The sequence below is a fragment of the Sorangium sp. So ce176 genome, assembly GCF_051519835.1.
GTDB classification, from domain to species: Bacteria; Myxococcota_A; Polyangia; order Polyangiales; family Polyangiaceae; genus Sorangium; species Sorangium cellulosum_G.
In genome coordinates, this window is record NZ_CP150371.1 from 6,849,940 (window position 1) to 6,865,591 (window position 15,652).

The window sequence follows — 15,652 nt, forward strand, 5'->3', positions numbered from 1 at the left end:
CTTGGAAACGTGCTAATCTCCGGGCATGGACCAGGACGCGGAGCTCGCGGGGAGGCTCGCGAAGAACATCAAGCAGCTGCGGGAGGCCCGTGGGCTGACGCAGCAGCAGCTCGCCAAGCTCGCCGGCGTGCCGCGGGCGACGTGGGCGCACCTCGAGTCAGGCGCGGCGAACCCGACGCTCGGCGTCCTGCACCGCGCCGCCGCCGCGCTCCAGGTCTCGATCGAGGAGATGCTCTCTGCCCCTCGCGCGACATGCCAGCTCTACGCGCGCGACACGCTGCCCACGCGCTCGCCCGGGCAGGCGCTCGTCCGCAAGCTCCTGCCCGACCCGATCCCGGGCATGGAGATGGATCGCATCGAGATCCCGCCGGGCGGGCGGATGACGGGCGTCCCGCACACCCCGGGGACGCGCGAGTACCTGACGTGCGAGTCGGGGGAGATGCTGCTCGTGGTGAGCGGCGAGCGGTTCACGCTCGGCTCGGGCGATGTAGCGGTGTTCCGCGGCGATCAGCGCCACTCGTACCACAACCCCAGCAAGCAGCCCGCGGTCGGCTACTCGGTCGTCGTCCTGGCGCGGGTGCTCTGAAGGAAAGGCGCGCTCCACTGGCGATGGCTGCCTGCGCGACAAATCCCTCACGTCTCACCCCTCACCTCCTCGTCTGGCGTGCGAACGCGGACGCCAGACGGGAGATGGGAGATGGGAGATGGGAGACGGCTTTTAGCGCTTCCTTCGCCCGGCGAGCGCCGCGCACGCGAGCAGCGCGAGCGCCGCGACCCCGGGACTCCCCGCGCCGCCGGATCCACCCGCAGCCCGGAAGCTGCACCCGCTGTCCTCCGCCTCGCCGTCGCCGCCGCTGCCGCCCGCGCCCGCGTCGCTGCCGCCCGCGCCCGCGTCGCTGCCGCCCGCGCCCGCGTCGCTGCCGCCCGCGCCCGCGCCGCTGCCGCCCGCGCCGCCGCCGCCGCCGCCCGGCCCCATCCCGGAATCGCACGTCCCCCCGGGATAGACGTCCGCCTCGGTCCACGCCGGCTCGGGCGGCGCGCCGAGGCCCGGCTGCACCGTGTCCGGGTCCTTCCGGTAATAGCAAGGCTTGCAGGCGTGCACGGCCTCGCCCGCGGCGTTCCCGGCCGCGTCGATCGCCGTGGCCCGGAAGCAGAACGCCTCCGGGGCAGCGGCGCCGTCGAGCACGTCGGTCGTCCGGCTCAGGGCCACTGTCAGCGCCGCGGCGTTCATGAGCCTGCTCTGCGACATCACGGGATCCGTGAACGTGTCATCCAGGAACGCCTCGATCGTGGTGATCACGGGGGCCTCGCCGCTCCCCGCGATCTCCCCCTCGACAGTGACCCACCAGGAGAGATCGCTGTCCACCTGGCAGTCTCCGCCGCTCGACTTGAAATCGGCGTGATCGTGAACATCGAACGACACCCCGCTCGGCCCCGCAGGAGCGTCCGCGTCCGCGGCGCCGGCGGTGAGCTCGATCCGGGTCGGCCCGCACGGCTCCGCCGCCCTGCAGAAGTCGCCCTCGATCACGATCGCCTGCCCCTCGCCGGGCGGCGGATCGATCCGCGCGACGAGGCTGTACCCCAGAGACGGCAAGTCCGTCACCGCCACGAGGCTCGCCGGCTCGCCGCCGACGGTCACCGACACAGCGTCCAGCGAGATCGAGTACCCATCGAAGAAGATCGCGGCGTTCGCCGGGAGCGACCCGCCGCTCTCCGGAAGCGTGCCCGTCAGACCCGGCAGCGGAGGGCTGCACGCCTCCGCGCTCGACTCCATCGCTGCCGTGCAGAGCAGCGCCGCGATGATCCCGGAAGTCCATGAAAGATAATTCGACATGGACGTGAGCCTATCAAGGTTGGGCCCGGATCAGGGAAACCGTCTGGACGCCAGGGAGGCCAAGAGAACCAGACCTTTCTTCTCTTGGCCTCCTTGACGCCCAGCCGGATCCATCCTCCGCGCGCGTGCGCCGAGCTAGACGGCCGCCAGCACGGCGTCCGCCCGGTGCTTGACGTAGTGCTCGACGGCCTCGGGCAGCGTCGGCAGCGTCGCGCGGCGGCTGCTGTGGAGCCCTCCCTGGCGGGGAAGGTTCGCCCGGAGCCCGAGCGTGTGCGCGGGGCAGGGGTGCACCGCCCGCGAGGGCAGGCCGAACGCGTCGCACATCAGCTTCGCCCACGAGGCGAAGCTGAGGACACCGTCGTTCGCGAGGTGCCACACCCCCTCGGCCTGATCGATCGCGAGGTCCAGGCACGTGTGCGCCAGGTGCGGCAGGTAGGTGGGGGACACGAAGAGATCGTCCGCCGCGCGGAACGGCTCGCCGCGCCGGATGACCGAGAGCGCGAGCGCAGCGAAGCTGCGCGCCTCGAACGGCCCGAACAGGCTCCCCGTGCGGACCACCAGCGCGCTCGGCAGGGCCTCGAGGACGCCCCGCTCGCCCAGCGCCTGCGCCTCGCCGAACGCGTTGATCGGCGCGACCGGATCATCCTCGACGTAGGGGGCGGGCTTGCTCCCGTCGAACACGAAGGACGACGAGAACATCAGCAGCTTCGCTCCGTGGCGCCGGCACGCCTCCGCCAGCAGGGTCGGGCCGACAACGTTGGCGCGGCGGCACGCCTCGATCTCGTCCTCGGCCTCGTGCACGCGCGTGTAGCCCGCCGCGTTGATCACGAGCCACGGGCGGACCTCCGCGATCGCGCGCTCCAGGGCCGCCGCGTCGGCGATGTCGAGCTCGCTGCGCGTCATGGCCCGGACATGGATGCGGCGCTCCTCGCACGCGCGCGTCAGCGCCGCGCCGAGCGAGCCGCCCGCGCCGGTGATCAGGATCGGCCGCTCCCGCGGCCGGCAGATGGTCCGCGTGGTCGAGCGCGGCGCGCCGTAGAGCAGCCGCTCGTCGCGGCGCCACCACCCCGGGACGTCGACGAGCGGGTGCTCGGACCAGCCGGTCTTCGCGAGCTCCTTCGCGACGGCCGCGAGCGCCGTGGGCCGCGGCGCGGGCCCGCGCACGTCGAAGACCCCCGGCTCGTAGTGGCCGCGCGCCTGCGTGACGAGGCTGTCCCAGTCGTACGCCCCGAAGGCGGACCACAGCGTCACCGCCAGCACGTCGGCGCCCTCCGCGCGCGCCGCGTGCGCGCCCTCCCACGCCTCGACAAGCCAGCGGATCTGCTCCTCCGGCGTGCACCCGACGTGGACCTCGGTGATCGCGATCGGCGTCTCGTAGCGCTGCCACACCTCGCGCAGCACGCGGTGGTGGCCGAAGATCCCTTCCTCCCGGACCCGCACCGCCTCCACGTCGGCGTACGCGTCGCGGCCGTTCCCGCCGTGCGTCCAGGAGGGGTACCTGTCGAGCCGGTGATCGAGGAACCTGTCGCTCGTCAGGTAGTAGTTCACGCCGATCACGTCCGGCGGGCACGGCGCCGCCACGAGCCGCGCGAGATCCTCGTCGGCGACGCCGCAGTCGCGGAGGTGCCGGTGGAGCGGGTGCGCGGCGTCCACGCGCCCGTACAGCAGATCGAGGCTCAGCCAGCGCCGGTGGTTCTCGAACGCGGCCTGGTAGGCGAGCCCGGGCGTGCTGGCGACCGCGCCGAAGTCCTCGGTCTGCACGAGGCGCGCGTCCGGGCGCGCCCGCCGGATCGCGCGCATCGCGGCCGCTGTGGTGCGCGTCTCCACGAGCAGCGCGCGCAGGAGCGAGGCCGAGTCCCGGCGGTGCGGGTACCAGTGCCCGTAGAGCGCGCTGAAGCGCGCGGTCGTGAGCGGCTCGTTGACAGGCGTGTAGTCGCGCACCCAGGGGTACCGCTCCGCCACCGCGCCCGCGAACTCCTCGAGGCCGGCCACGAAGCTGTCCTCCATCAGGCTGGTCCACGGCGGCCCGCTCCCGTGGTGCACCAGCCCGACGATCACGTCGATGCCGAGCTCCTTCAGCCGGTGGAGCCGCTCGTCTGCCCAGGAGAAATCGGCGCTCCGGAGACCGTTCGGGGCCGTGCGCTCCCACAGCACCGGGTACCGGACGGCCTTCACGCCGAGCTCCGCGAGCAGGTCCAGATCCGCGATACGATCGTGGTGGCCGGTCCGCTCGAGCTGGTTGAAGTACCGGTCGCCGACGCGGTTGACCGTGCACTCGACGCCAGCCCAGAGCGCGATCCCGGAGCGCTCCCTCATCAGACGGGCCCTCCTACCAGCACCGTCGCCCGGCGGTTCGGCGTGCGCGCGTAGGCGTCGACGACGGCCCGCCCCACCTTCGCCGCGCTCCCGCGCTTCACGAGGGCGACGATCGATCCGCCGAAGCCGCCGCCGGTCAGCCGCGCGCCGAAGACGTCCGGCTGCGCCCGCGCGCTCTCGACAAGGGCGTCGACCTCGGGCACCGACACCTCGAAGTCGTCGCGCATCGAGCGGTGCGACGCGTCGAAGAGCTGGCCCAGGCGGCGCAGGTCCCCGGCGCGGAGCGCGGCCACGGCGGCGAGCACCCGGGCGTTCTCGGTCACGACGTGGCGCGCGCGGCGGTCGAGCGGCGCCGGGAGCGACGCGATCCGCTGCTCGGCGGCGGCGTCGACGTCCCTGAGCTGCGGCACGCCGAGCGCCGCGGCCGCGCGCTCGCACTCCGCGCGCCGCGTCTTGTAGTCGCCGCTCGCGTGCTGGTGCGCCAACCCGGAGTTCACGACGAGCAGCTCGGCCTCGGCCGGCAGCGGGACGCGCTCGAACGCGAGCGTCCTCGTGTCGATGAAGAGCGCCGTGCTCTCGTCGGCGAGGCTCGCGGCCATCTGGTCCATCGTCCCGACGGGCGCGCCCACGAAGTCGTGCTCGGCGGCGTGCGCGATGCGCGCGATCTCCACGTCGTCGATCGACAGATCGAGCATCGCGCGCAGGGCGCGGGCGAGCGCCACGAGCAGCGACGCGCTCGACGACAGGCCGCTGCCGAGCGGCACCGACGACTCGATGCGCGCGTCGAAGCCCGGGATCGAGGCGCCGCGCCCGCGCAGGACCGCGGTGATCCCCTGCACGTAGTCGACCCAGTTGCCGCGGCGCGACTCTTCTCCGGCGCGGAACGAGAGCTGAGCCACGCCGTCCACGCCGTCCACGCCGTCCACGCCGTCCACGTTCAGCGTCGCGACCCGGACGAGCCCGTCGTCCCGCGGCGCGATCTCGATCCGCGTCTTCTGCGGGATCGCGGTCGGCAGCACGTACCCGCCGCTGTAGTCGGTGTGCTCGCCGATCAGGTTCACGCGCCCCGGCGCCTCGGCCCTCCGCTTCGCCGGGCGGCCGAAGATCGCCTCGAATCCTCGTCCCGGCGCCGTCATCGCTGCGCCCCCATGTCCACCAGCCCGGGCATGTCCGCCAGCGCCGGCATGTCCGCCATCCCGCCGTCGCTCAGCGTCGACGGCGTCTCGTTGGGGCCGACGAACGGCATCCCCTGCGTCGCGGCCGCCATCTGATGCAGCGGGAACTTCGGCGTGCGGTCGGCGTAGAGCAGCCCGTTCGCCTCCTGATACGTGTCGGCGAACTGCGTGTAACAGAAGCCGGCCAGCAGCTCGAGGGAGTTGATCACCTTCATCAGCTTAGTGTAGCGCTCGGCGAACTCGTCCGAGGTCCTGCACGCCGAGTATCCCCACGTGCCGCCGTTTTCGCCGCCGCTCGTCGGCGCGACCGCGATCCCGCCGAACTCCGACAGCACGATGGCCGTCTCGTGGTTGACCGACGGGTCGAGCACGAGGGCGCGGCCCCCGGGCCGCTCCCGCTTCAGCAGCTTCGGGACGACGTCGTGCGCGAAGTAGCGGCGGGCGATGCGCTCGGGCGACGGATCGTAGTCGTGGATCCCGATGATGTCGGTCGCCACGCTCTCCCACCCGTCGTTGCCGATGACCGGCCTCGTATAGTCCATCGACCGGGTGAGGTGGTAGAGCGCCTGCACGTAGTGCCGCTCGTTCGGGTTGTCCGGCAGGTTCGGGACGCCCCACGACTCGTTGAACGGCACCCACGCGATGATGCACGGGTGGCTGATGTCGCGCCGGATCGCCTCGAGCCACTGCCGCGCGAGCCGATCGATCGACTTGCGCGTGTGCCGGTAGGCGCTCGGCATCTCCTCCCAGACGAGCAGCCCGAGCCTGTCCGCCCAGTACAGGTACCGCGGGTCCTCGATCTTCTGGTGCTTCCGGGCGCCGTTGAAGCCCATCTGCTTCGTGATCTCGACGTCGCGGCGGAGGGCCTCGTCGTCCGGGGCCGTGATCCCTGTCTCGTTCCAGTAGCCCTGGTCGAGCACCATCCGGAGCACGTACGCCCGCCCGTTCAGGAGGAAGCGGTCCCCGCGGACGGCCACCGATCGCAGCGCCGTGTAGCTCTTCACCCTGTCGATCGTCGTCCCCGACTGGTCGTAGAGGACGATGTCGGCGTCGATCAGCGTCGGGCGCTCGGGGCACCACAGTAGCTCGTTGCGGAAGTCGTCGATGCCCGGATCGGAGAGGGTGATGCGCCGGTGGACCTCGCCGGCCACGACCGTGTACTGGTCGTTCGCGATCGTCACGTCGCCGACGCGCAGCCGCACCCCGACGCGCGCGCCCTCCACGGGCGCGTTCGCGACCCGGACCTCGACAGCGATCTCCCAGCGCTCGAGGTTCGGGGTCCAGCGCAGGTACTCGACGTGCATCTTCGGTACGCGCTCGATCCACACCGTCTGCCAGATCCCCGTCGTGCGCGGGTACCAGATGGAGTGCGGCTCGAGCTTCCAGTCCTGCTTGCCGCGCGGCTTCGCGAGGTCGCTCGGATCGTCGTGGGCCTGCACCACGATCGAGACGCTCTTGCGCCCCCGCGCGAGCTCGGTGATGTCGAGGCTGAAGGGCGTGTAGCCGCCCTCGTGCTCCCCGGCGAAGCTGCCGTCGAGCCACACCCTGGCCACATAATCCACGGCCCCGAAGTGCAGGATCAGCCGCTCGGACGGCTCGATCTCCGGCACGTCGACCTGCCTCCTGTACCAGCAGGCCTTGTAGAAGCCGGTCTCCCCGACCCCGCTCCGCGGCGTCTCCGGGGCGAACGGCACCTCGATCGTCCTGTCGAAGCGCGCGTCCGCCGGGGAACACCAGTCCGCCCGCGGATCGAGCGCGAACTCCCACGTCCCGTTCAGCGAGATCCAGTCCCCTCGCCTGAGCAAGGGTCGAGGGTAGCCGCGGGCGCCGCCGCCGATGTCCGTGCTGTCGGCCGGCGGCGGCGCCGAACCTGGGATGCCGATCTGTGCGAGGTGCTGTCGAGGCATGGGTCTATCAGGCGGCGACGGTGACGGCTGCTCCGTCGAGCTTCGCATCGCGGAGGTGGTCGAAGGTGGCGAGGGCCTGACCCACCACCTGGTCCATGTTGTAGTACCGGTAGGTCGCGAGCCTCCCGACGAAATGCACGTTCGGCGTCGCGTCGGCAAGCGCCTTGTACTTCCGGTAGACCTCCGCGTTCTCGGGCCGCGGCACCGGGTAGTAGGGGTCGCCCTCGGAGGTCGGGAACTCGTAGACGACGCTCGTCTTCGGGTGCTGCTGTCCGGTGAGGTACTTGAACTCCGTGATGCGGGTGTACGCGTGCTCGTTCGGGTAGTTGATGACGGCGCCCGGCTGGAAGACCTCCTTGTCGTGCGTCTCGAACTTGAAATCGAGGGAGCGATAGGGAAGCTTCCCGTAGCGGTGGTCGAAGAAGGCGTCCACCGGCCCTGTGTAGATCATCTCCCTGAAATTCACCTCGTTCATGATGTCGCGGGAATCGGTGTTCAGCACGACGCGGATCTTCTTGTGATCCAGCATGTTCTCGAACATCCGCGTGTAGCCGCGGAGCGGCATCGCCTGGAACTCGTCCGTGAAGTACCGAGAGTCGTAGTTCGTGCGCGCCGGCACGCGCGACGCGACGGCGGCGTCGAGCTCGGACGGGTCGAGCCCCCACTGCTTCCGCGTGTAGTTGCGGAAGAACTTCTCGTAGAGCTCCCGGCCCACCTTGCTGACGACCGCGTCCTCGGAGGTGCGGCAGTGCTTGATCGGCTCGGCGACGCGCGTGAAGAACGCCTCGACCTCGGCGGGTGAGTAGCTGGTTCCGTAGAGGGCGTTCACCGTGTCGACGTTGATCGGGAACGGCACGAGCTTGTCGTCCACGTGCGCGAGCACGCGGTGCTCGTACGGGCGCCACTCCGTGAACTGCGACAGGTAGCGGAAGATGCGCGGCGACGCCGTGTGGAAGATGTGGGGACCGTACTTGTGGATGAGGACCCCGGCGTCATCGTAGCAGTCGTACGCGTTGCCGCCGATGTGAGGCCGCTTGTCGCACAGGAGGACCGATTTGTTCATCTGCGACGCGAGGCGCTCTGCGAGCACGCTGCCTGCAAACCCAGCACCTACGATCAGATAGTCGAACACGGTACATTCCCCTCCGTCCGGACCGCCGCCGGACGCTTGGCTTGGAGTGCGTCTGTCATGAGCCTGGACATCGAGCGCCACGTCTTGTCCCAGGACGTCGCGCTCACCATCTCGTCCGCGATCGCGAGGCGCGCCTCGGTGGGCTGCGCGAGCGCCGCCTCGACGGCCGCCACGAACGAGGGGGCATCGGCGATGTGGACCGCCTTCCTGTCGCCGTAGGGCGTGACCACGTCACGGATGGCGGTGGAGACGACCGGCTTGCCCGCCGCGAGGTACTCGAGGGTCTTCGTCGGGCTGATGAACCGGGTCGCCTCGTTGAGCGCGAACGGCATGATGGCGACGTCCCAGCCGCCGAGGTAGGCCGGAAGATCCTGATATGACTTCTGGCCGAGCCAGTGGATGTTCGGCCGCCGGGGCAGCGAGGCGGGGTCGATCTTGACGACCGGCCCGAGCATCACGATCTGGAAGTCCGGCCGCTCCTCGGCCACGCGGGCGACGAGGTCCACGTCGAGCCGCTCGTCGATCACGCCGAAGAACCCGAGGCGCGGCCTGGGGATGTCGCGCTGATCGTCCGGATCCGTCGCCGCCCCGCGCGCCGCCGCGAAGTGGGCCGCGTCGACGCTGCTCGGGAAGGCGTGCACGGACGGGTGGTGGGCGCGCTTCGCCTCGTAGATGCTCTGGCCGCCCGTGAACACGAGGTCGGCGCGCGCGAAGAGCTCGCGCTCGCGCTCGCGGAGCATCGGCGGCGCGCCGCGGAAGGCGGAGAGCTCGTCCATGCAGTCGTACACGACCAGCGACGGCTCCACGTCGGCGGCGATCGGCAGCGACATCGGCGTGTAGAACCACAGGATCGGCTGCCGGATGTCCTGCTCCTTCACGAGGGAGTTGAGCAGGCGGCGCTGCTGGGCGAGGCCCTCCTCCTGCTCGGTGCCGTGGGTCAGGCGCGGCACAACGACGGTGAGGTTGGCCTCGATGTGTCTTGTCTCGAGCCTTGGGGGTCCGTCCTGGAACACCGGCTCTTCGACGAAGTACACCCGCTTCTCCTGCGCGAAGCGGCTCATCAAGTGGTTCGGTCGCTGGAAGACGAAGTTCCAGCGCAGGTGCGACAAACAGATGAGATCGGGCCCGGCCTGCTTCATCTTGTCTCCAATTTGTGGGAAAGGGTACGTAGGCGCGCCGGAGTTTTAGCAAGTAGCGGGCCGACGACGCGACTCAGCCATCGACGGAGATGCGGCGATCGAGGCGTGAAACGCTGCCCCTGGAAGCGCGGCAATCCGCACCATGAGCTGCGCAGAGCACTGAACAGCACGCGTTCCGCGCGCGCTGTCATCGCTGGACGCCGCGAAGGACGAACCTGCCACAGATGGGGCAAATTGCGCCGCAGATCGGGCGTTTCCTGCTGGTCCTTCACAAAGGACGCAAGGTTGATGCAACCGAGAGCGCCGGATACACGCTGGGCGTTGCCCTAAGGGAAACACCGCAGAAGCACCGCCGGGGGCATGAAGGCACTCGACCTCTCGGCTGCGCGCTCCGCGCGATGGAAGAGCGCTCGACTGGAGGGAATGCACGCCGCTCCTGGATCGCCGAGGAGGGCGCGCGCCGCGCCTACCGCTCTCCTGGCAGCATCCACTTGTACTCGACGCTGGGGCGCCACGCGGCGAGCAGCGCGAGCAGCTCCTCCGCGTCGTCCGCCACCTGCAGCACGGCGCGGTGGCCCGACTTCATGAACTGCTCGGACACGACGTGATCCAGAAAGGCGGTCAACGGGCGGTAGTACCCCTGGACGTCGAGCAACCCGACCGGCTTCTCCTGGGAGCCGAGCTGCGTCCATGTCCACACCTCGAACAGCTCTTCCAGCGTCCCGATGCCTCCCGGCAGGGCGATGAAGGCGTCGGACAGCGCCGCCATCTTCGCCTTGCGCTCGTGCATCGTCTCGACGACGTGGAGCTCCGTCAGCCCCCGGTGCTCGATCTCTCGCTGGTTGAGGAAGTGGGGGATCACGCCTGTCACCTCGCCGCCGCGCGCGAGCGCCGCGTCGGCGATCGCGCCCATGAGCCCCACGCGGCCTCCCCCGTACACAAGCCCTATCCCGCGCGCCGCCAGGAGCTCCCCGAGCCGCACGGCCGCCTCGCGGTAGGCCGGCGACGCGCCGGGATTCGACCCGCAGTAAACGCAGATCCTCGAGAGTGTCCTCATGGCCCGAGCCTACGCCGCCAGGCGCGCTCGTTCCAGCGGCGATCCCCGGGATGCCGGCGCCTGTCGACGCCTGTCTCTGGCGGAACGTGGTGGCTTGAGCCCGCGCGGACCGCGCCGCGCACGAGCGCGGCGCGGCGCCGAGTCGGGACGCTTATTCCTTGTCGAGCTTGCCGACGAGGCTGAGCGTGAAGAACGCGCCCATGTACTTGAAGTGCGGGCGCACCTGCATGTCGACCTTGTACCAGCCGGCGTTCCCCGGCACCTCGGTGACGATGATCTTCGCCTTGCGGAGCGGCCTGCGCCCGCGGGTCGCGGCGGAGACGACGTCCTGATCGGCGACGTACTGGCCGATCCAGTCGTTCAGCTCCTTCTCGAGGTCGGCCCGCTCCTTCCAGGTCCCGATCTGCTCGCGCTGCAGCACCTTCAGGTAGTGCGCGATGCGGCACATGATGAACATGTACGGGAGCTGAGTCCCGAGGCGGTAGTTCATCTCGGCCGCCCGGCCCTCCTCGCTCTGCCCGTAGAACTTGGGCTTCTGCGTGGAGTTGGCCGAGAAGAAGCAGGCGTTGTCCGAGTCCTTGCGGAACGTGAGCCCGATGAACCCCTCCTCGGAGAGCTCGAACTCGCGCCGCTCGGTGAGCATGATCTCGGTCGGCACCTTCGTCTGGATCTCGCCCATCGCCTCGTACTGGTGGAGCGGCAGGTTCTCCACCGAGCCGCCCGCCTGCGGGCCGATGATGTTCGGACACCAGCGGTACTTGGCGAAGCTGTCGGCGAGCCGGGTCGCGAAGGCGTACGTCGCGTTACCCCAGCAGTACGCGTCGTGCTTGCCGACCACCTCCTCTTCGTAGTTGAACGCCTTCACCGGGACGGTGTTGGCGCCGAACGGCAGGCGGAGCAGGAAGCGCGGCATCACGAGCCCGACGTAGCGCGCGTCCTCCGTCTCGCGGAACGCGTTCCACTTCGTGTACTGCGGCCCCTCGAAGATCGCCTTCAGGTCCTTCAGGTTGGGCAGCCCCATGAAGTCCTTGAGGCCGAAGAACTGCGGGCCGGCCGCCGCGATGAACGGCGCGTGCGACATCGTCGCCACGGCGGCGCACTTCTGGAGCAGCGCGATGTCCTGAGGTCCGGGCCCGAACTCGTAGTTCGCGATGATCGCGCCCACCGGCTTGCCGCCGAACTGGCCGAACTCCGCCGAGTAGACGAGCTTGTACAGGCCGCTCTTCGGCACCTCGGGCGCGTCCTCGAAATCGGCGAGGAGGTCGTCCTTGGAGCAGTTGAGCATCTCGACCTTGATGTTCTCGCGAAAATCGCAGCGGTCGATCACGAACTTGAGGCCGCGCCAGGCGGACTCGAGCTTCTGGAAGCTGGGGTGGTGGAGGATCTCGTCGATCTGCCGCGAGAGCTTGACGTCGATCTCCGCGATCAGCGCGTCGACGAAGGCCTTGTCGACCTTCTCGCCCTCGCGCCGCGGGGCGACGAGCTCCGAGATGAAGGCCTGCACGCCCCTCTTGGCGATCTCATACCCCTCGTCGCCGGGCGTCATCTTCGTCTCGGCGAGGATCTCGTCGAGCAGGGACCCTCCCTCGAGGGTCTGGACGCCTGCGCTCCCCGCGACCTGTGTCTCTGTCGCCATCGCTCACTCCCCTTCCTTGTCGAGCCCGAGCTCGCTCACGATCTTGTTGCGCTGGGCCGGGTCGCTCAGGATCTGCTGGATCTTGTTGCGGAACGCCTTCTCGTTCCCGAGCGGGCCCTTCAGGGCCGTCAGCGCGGCGCGCAGGTCGAGCAGCTTCTTGAGCTCCGGCACCTGGTTCGCGATCGCCTCGGGCTCCATGTCGCTCAGCCGGCGGAACTTGAGGTTGACCGTGAGCTCGCTGTTCTCCTGCTCGGAGAGGACGTCCTTGACGTTGAAGGTGAGCCCGAGCTTCTGCTCGCTCATGACCTTCTGGAAGTTGTCCTTGTCCACGTTGATCGGCTTGCGGTCCTCGAGGGGCCGCGGATCCGGGCGCTGCGTGTAGTCGCCGAGCATCAGGAGCTTCAGCGGCAGCTCTACGTCTTCCTTCGCGTTCCCCGTGGCCGGCTTGTACGTGATGTTCACGCGCTCCTTCGGCGCGACCGATCCCTCTTTCATCGCAGGCTCCTTTCCCCGTCGGCAGCGGGCGGAGCGCCCGCAGGCCACACGAGCATAGACCAAAACCCCCACCCATCGGGCAAGCTTCTCGGCGCGATGCGCATCGGGCCTCGCATGCGCCTCCTCAGGCCTCCAGCGAAAGTTTCAGGGCGAGCGCAGCGTCGAGCTGGCAGACGCGCTCGAAGCAGAGCGCCTCCTTCGCCTTGGCTTCCGGCGTCGCCTCGTAGCCCTGGTTCAGCACGCGGTAGCATGTGTGGAGCGCGGCGTAGAGCTCCGCGCAGAGATCCGGCTGCCACGTCGTGAGTCGGTGGTGCTCGACGATCTGCTCCAGCGCCTCGAGCTGCGCGCGGGCCACGAGGAACTGGGACAGCTCGATGTTGATCTGGGCCATGGCGAGCCGCACGCGGAAGCGGTCCAGCGCCGACGGAGCCGCGGCCGCGGCCTTCTCGAGGAGCGCCATCGCGTCGATGGGCTGCTGGTTCGCGACGAGCCCGCGCGCCTCGGACAGCGGCTTGTCGAGGTAGCTCCGGGGCCGCGCCGGGGCCGCGGCGCCGTTCCCCCCGCCGCCGATGGCGGCCGCCACCTCGTTCGAGAGCCAGGCCTGCGTCTCGCTGTCGGCGAACGGCGTCCCGTCCCTGAACTGGAGGTTGGGCAGCAGCGGCGCGCGGAGCACCAGGGTGCCCACCTCGACGAGCACGGCCCGCCGGGCCTCGGCGTAGTCCTCGCCGAGCTGCTCGAGCGCGTTCGCCGCGTACCGGTGCGGATCGAGCCAGAGGGGGTAGTTCTGCGCGTACTCGTCGGCGATCGGCAGCAGGTCGGCGAAAGCGCCCTGGCTCGTGAGCGCCGGGAGCGTCTGCAGCACGTGCTCGGGCGGCGGCGGGATCGCCGTCTTGCCGTTCGGGGATGCGGCGCCCGGGTCGTCGAGGAGGTCGACCCAGAGCCCGACCCGGAGGACGCGGTACGCGGCTGCGCGCTTCGGATCCGCGGCCCGGAGCGCGTCGCCCGCGCGCGCGAGCAGCAGCGCGCAGCGCCCGAGGGCGGTGAGCGCGGAGTCCTCGTCGACGATCGCCTCGACGCTGAGCGCCGGGTCCGCCGTGCCGACGACGGCCGGCGGCGTCGACGGCGGGGTGACGACAACGGCCGTGACCGCCGGCGCCTGGACGATCGCTGCCTCGGCCTTGGGCGGCTCCACCTTCGGCGGCGGCGGGGGCGGCGGAGGAGGAGGCGGCGGCGCCTCTGCGGGCAGGCTTGCGACGAGGCTCCGGAGCGCGTTCCGGAGCGGGCCCATCCCGCCGTAGGCTTCGCCGAGCTTGTCGCTGAGGTCGGTGTCCACAGCGCGGCTCACCTGCTCGAGGGCGTTCACCACGTCGCGATCCGCGGCGGTGGGCGTGATGCCGGTGAGCGCCGCGGCCGCGATGTCGCCGAACCAGGAGCACAGGTTGCCGCGCGCCTTGGGCCGCTTGAGCGCCGGGTACATCGTGTCCCAGAACGCGCCGTTCAGCTCCTGCACGAGCACCAGCCCGTCGAGCAGGCCGGGGAGCTTGTCGAGCTGCGCCTTCGCCGCCCCGTAGTAGAGGGCGACGCGGAAGTCCTTGGATTTGTCGCTCAGGATCTCGTCGGCGCCGCTCGCGATGCGCCCCCAGTCGACCTTGCCGCCCGCGAGCGACTGCAGCTTATCGACCTCGTTCTTGAGGGCCTCGAACGCTTCGTCGTACGTGACGTCTACGCCGACGCCTCCGTGGATGGGCGCGAACAGCGCCTCGATGCGCGCCTTGGATTGGTTGATCGCGTCTTCAGCGGCCATGGGTCGCGCAGGATATCAAGACGTCCCGAGCGTGGACGGCGAATTCGAGGCAACCGTACGCTGGCGGACGCGGTGACCGACGCGCCGGTTCGGGGGTCGGCGCTCGGGCATCGGTCAGCCGAGGGACTCGAGGAAGCTATCGAGCGACAGGTCGGTCCGTGCGACGAGCGCGTCGAGCTCCGGTCCGAGGGCGTGTCGGGAGACGTGCTCCTCGACCGACGGGGGACCGCAGAGGTCGGCGATGTGTTCGGCCTGGGTGGTGGGCGCGATCATCTCGCGGAACGAGCCGACGTGGGGTGACCCGAGGTGGAGGAGCAGGGTGCGCTGCGGCGTCCAGAACGCGTTCATCAGCGTGCGTCCCCATTTTGACAGGCGGAGGGTCATGTCCATCCACACGGCGGCGGCGTAGGCGTCGCCCGCGCCGAGCGGCAGCCGGAGCGCGAGCCCTGTCCTCGGGAGCTCCTGTCCGCGGAACGGCGTCACCGACTCGAGGATGTTCTGCAGCACCCAGAAGCGGCTCGCGTCGGTGCCGAACCCTGCGTCCCAGAGCGCCTTCATCGGCTGGGTTTTCAGCCATGCGCGGTAGTTGGCGTACGACGCGTCGGCGTCGTCGAGCGACGGCGGGACGATCTGCGAGACGCGGTGGAGGAACGCGTCGACGGGCATGTTGCGGCCGCTGGTGGCGACGTCGTGCGCGGCGGCGAGGAGGGGGAACAGGGTGATGGGCAGCGACGGGCCGGCCGAGACGAGCTGGTCGTAGTCGTACGAACCGAACACGACGATCGGGTAGAGCCGGCCTGCGTTGTCGCCGCTGGCGGCCCATGCGCCCACGAGCCCGCGTCCGGGCGGCTCGTCGCCTTTCGGGTCGCCGTGGAAGACGAAGAGCCCCAGCGCGGTCTGGTAGTACCCGTCGAAATGGGGTCCCATGGCGCGTCGGGCGAAGTCGATGGCCGCGCCCAGCCAGCGGTCGAATGCGGCGAGCTCTTCTCCGCCTGCGTTCAGCCGGATGAAATCGCCCGTTGCGGGCAGCTTGCCGAAGCAGCCGATCTGCGGCGGAGCGGCAGGGCCCTTCTTGCGGCGCCAGAACATGACGGCCTGAGAGTGAACCACGAACGGCGCACTGAGCGCTACCACCTTCCCGATGGCGACGGAGCCGG

The 15,652-nt window shown here is 70.1% G+C and carries 12 protein-coding genes; 1 reads left to right on the forward strand and 11 read right to left on the reverse strand.

All coding sequences use genetic code 11. From position 1 onward, the window contains the following. Window positions 1-25 precede the first annotated feature (25 nt). Window positions 26-586 carry a helix-turn-helix domain-containing protein gene (locus WMF42_RS25620; protein WP_437685343.1) on the forward strand — a complete coding sequence of 187 codons (561 nt, stop codon included), beginning with the start codon at window positions 26-28 and terminating at the stop codon, window positions 584-586. 132 nt (window positions 587-718) lie between these two features. On the opposite strand, the gene WMF42_RS25625 is transcribed toward WMF42_RS25620, so the two are convergent. The 11 genes from WMF42_RS25625 to tagF all read right to left on the reverse strand — a co-directional run bounded on the left by WMF42_RS25625 (window position 719) and on the right by tagF (window position 15,605). After that, complete coding sequence (locus WMF42_RS25625) at window positions 719-1,834, reverse strand: hypothetical protein (RefSeq protein WP_437685345.1); 1,116 nt, start codon at window positions 1,832-1,834, stop codon at window positions 719-721. Window positions 1,835-1,969: 135 nt separating this feature from the next. Next, a complete protein-coding gene (locus WMF42_RS25630) occupies window positions 1,970-4,150 on the reverse strand; it encodes a family 1 glycosylhydrolase (RefSeq protein WP_437685347.1) in 2,181 nt (726 codons plus the stop codon). Further along, a complete protein-coding gene (gene galK / locus WMF42_RS25635; protein WP_437685349.1) occupies window positions 4,150-5,286 on the reverse strand; it encodes a galactokinase in 1,137 nt (378 codons plus the stop codon). Before galK ends, WMF42_RS25630 begins: the two co-directional genes overlap by 1 nt. Continuing rightward, complete coding sequence (locus tag WMF42_RS25640; protein ID WP_061606853.1) at window positions 5,283-7,232, reverse strand: glycoside hydrolase family 2 protein; 1,950 nt, start codon at window positions 7,230-7,232, stop codon at window positions 5,283-5,285. The genes galK and WMF42_RS25640 overlap by 4 nt, the downstream gene beginning before the upstream one ends. 7 nt (window positions 7,233-7,239) lie before the next feature. After that, a complete protein-coding gene (gene glf, locus WMF42_RS25645) occupies window positions 7,240-8,322 on the reverse strand; it encodes a UDP-galactopyranose mutase (protein ID WP_437685352.1) in 1,083 nt (360 codons plus the stop codon). 26 nt (window positions 8,323-8,348) lie between these two features. Next, complete coding sequence (locus WMF42_RS25650; RefSeq protein WP_061606851.1) at window positions 8,349-9,503, reverse strand: glycosyltransferase family 1 protein; 1,155 nt, start codon at window positions 9,501-9,503, stop codon at window positions 8,349-8,351. Window positions 9,504-9,969: 466 nt separating this feature from the next. Beyond that, window positions 9,970-10,560, reverse strand: a complete 591-nt coding sequence (locus WMF42_RS25655; protein WP_437685354.1) for a TIGR00730 family Rossman fold protein — start codon at window positions 10,558-10,560, stop codon at window positions 9,970-9,972. A 151-nt stretch (window positions 10,561-10,711) separates the two neighbouring features. Then, window positions 10,712-12,196, reverse strand: a complete 1,485-nt coding sequence (gene tssC / locus WMF42_RS25660; RefSeq protein ID WP_061606849.1) for a type VI secretion system contractile sheath large subunit — start codon at window positions 12,194-12,196, stop codon at window positions 10,712-10,714. 3 nt (window positions 12,197-12,199) lie between these two features. Next, a complete protein-coding gene (tssB, locus tag WMF42_RS25665) occupies window positions 12,200-12,691 on the reverse strand; it encodes a type VI secretion system contractile sheath small subunit (protein ID WP_061606848.1) in 492 nt (163 codons plus the stop codon). Between the two features lie 124 nt (window positions 12,692-12,815). Next, window positions 12,816-14,495 (reverse strand): type VI secretion system protein TssA, encoded by a 1,680-nt coding sequence (gene tssA, locus WMF42_RS25670; protein WP_437685357.1) that lies wholly within the window; start codon window positions 14,493-14,495, stop codon window positions 12,816-12,818. Between the two features lie 114 nt (window positions 14,496-14,609). Then, on the reverse strand, window positions 14,610-15,605 hold the full coding sequence (tagF, locus tag WMF42_RS25675; protein ID WP_233561231.1) for a type VI secretion system-associated protein TagF: 996 nt from the start codon (window positions 15,603-15,605) through the stop codon (window positions 14,610-14,612). Window positions 15,606-15,652 lie beyond the last annotated feature (47 nt).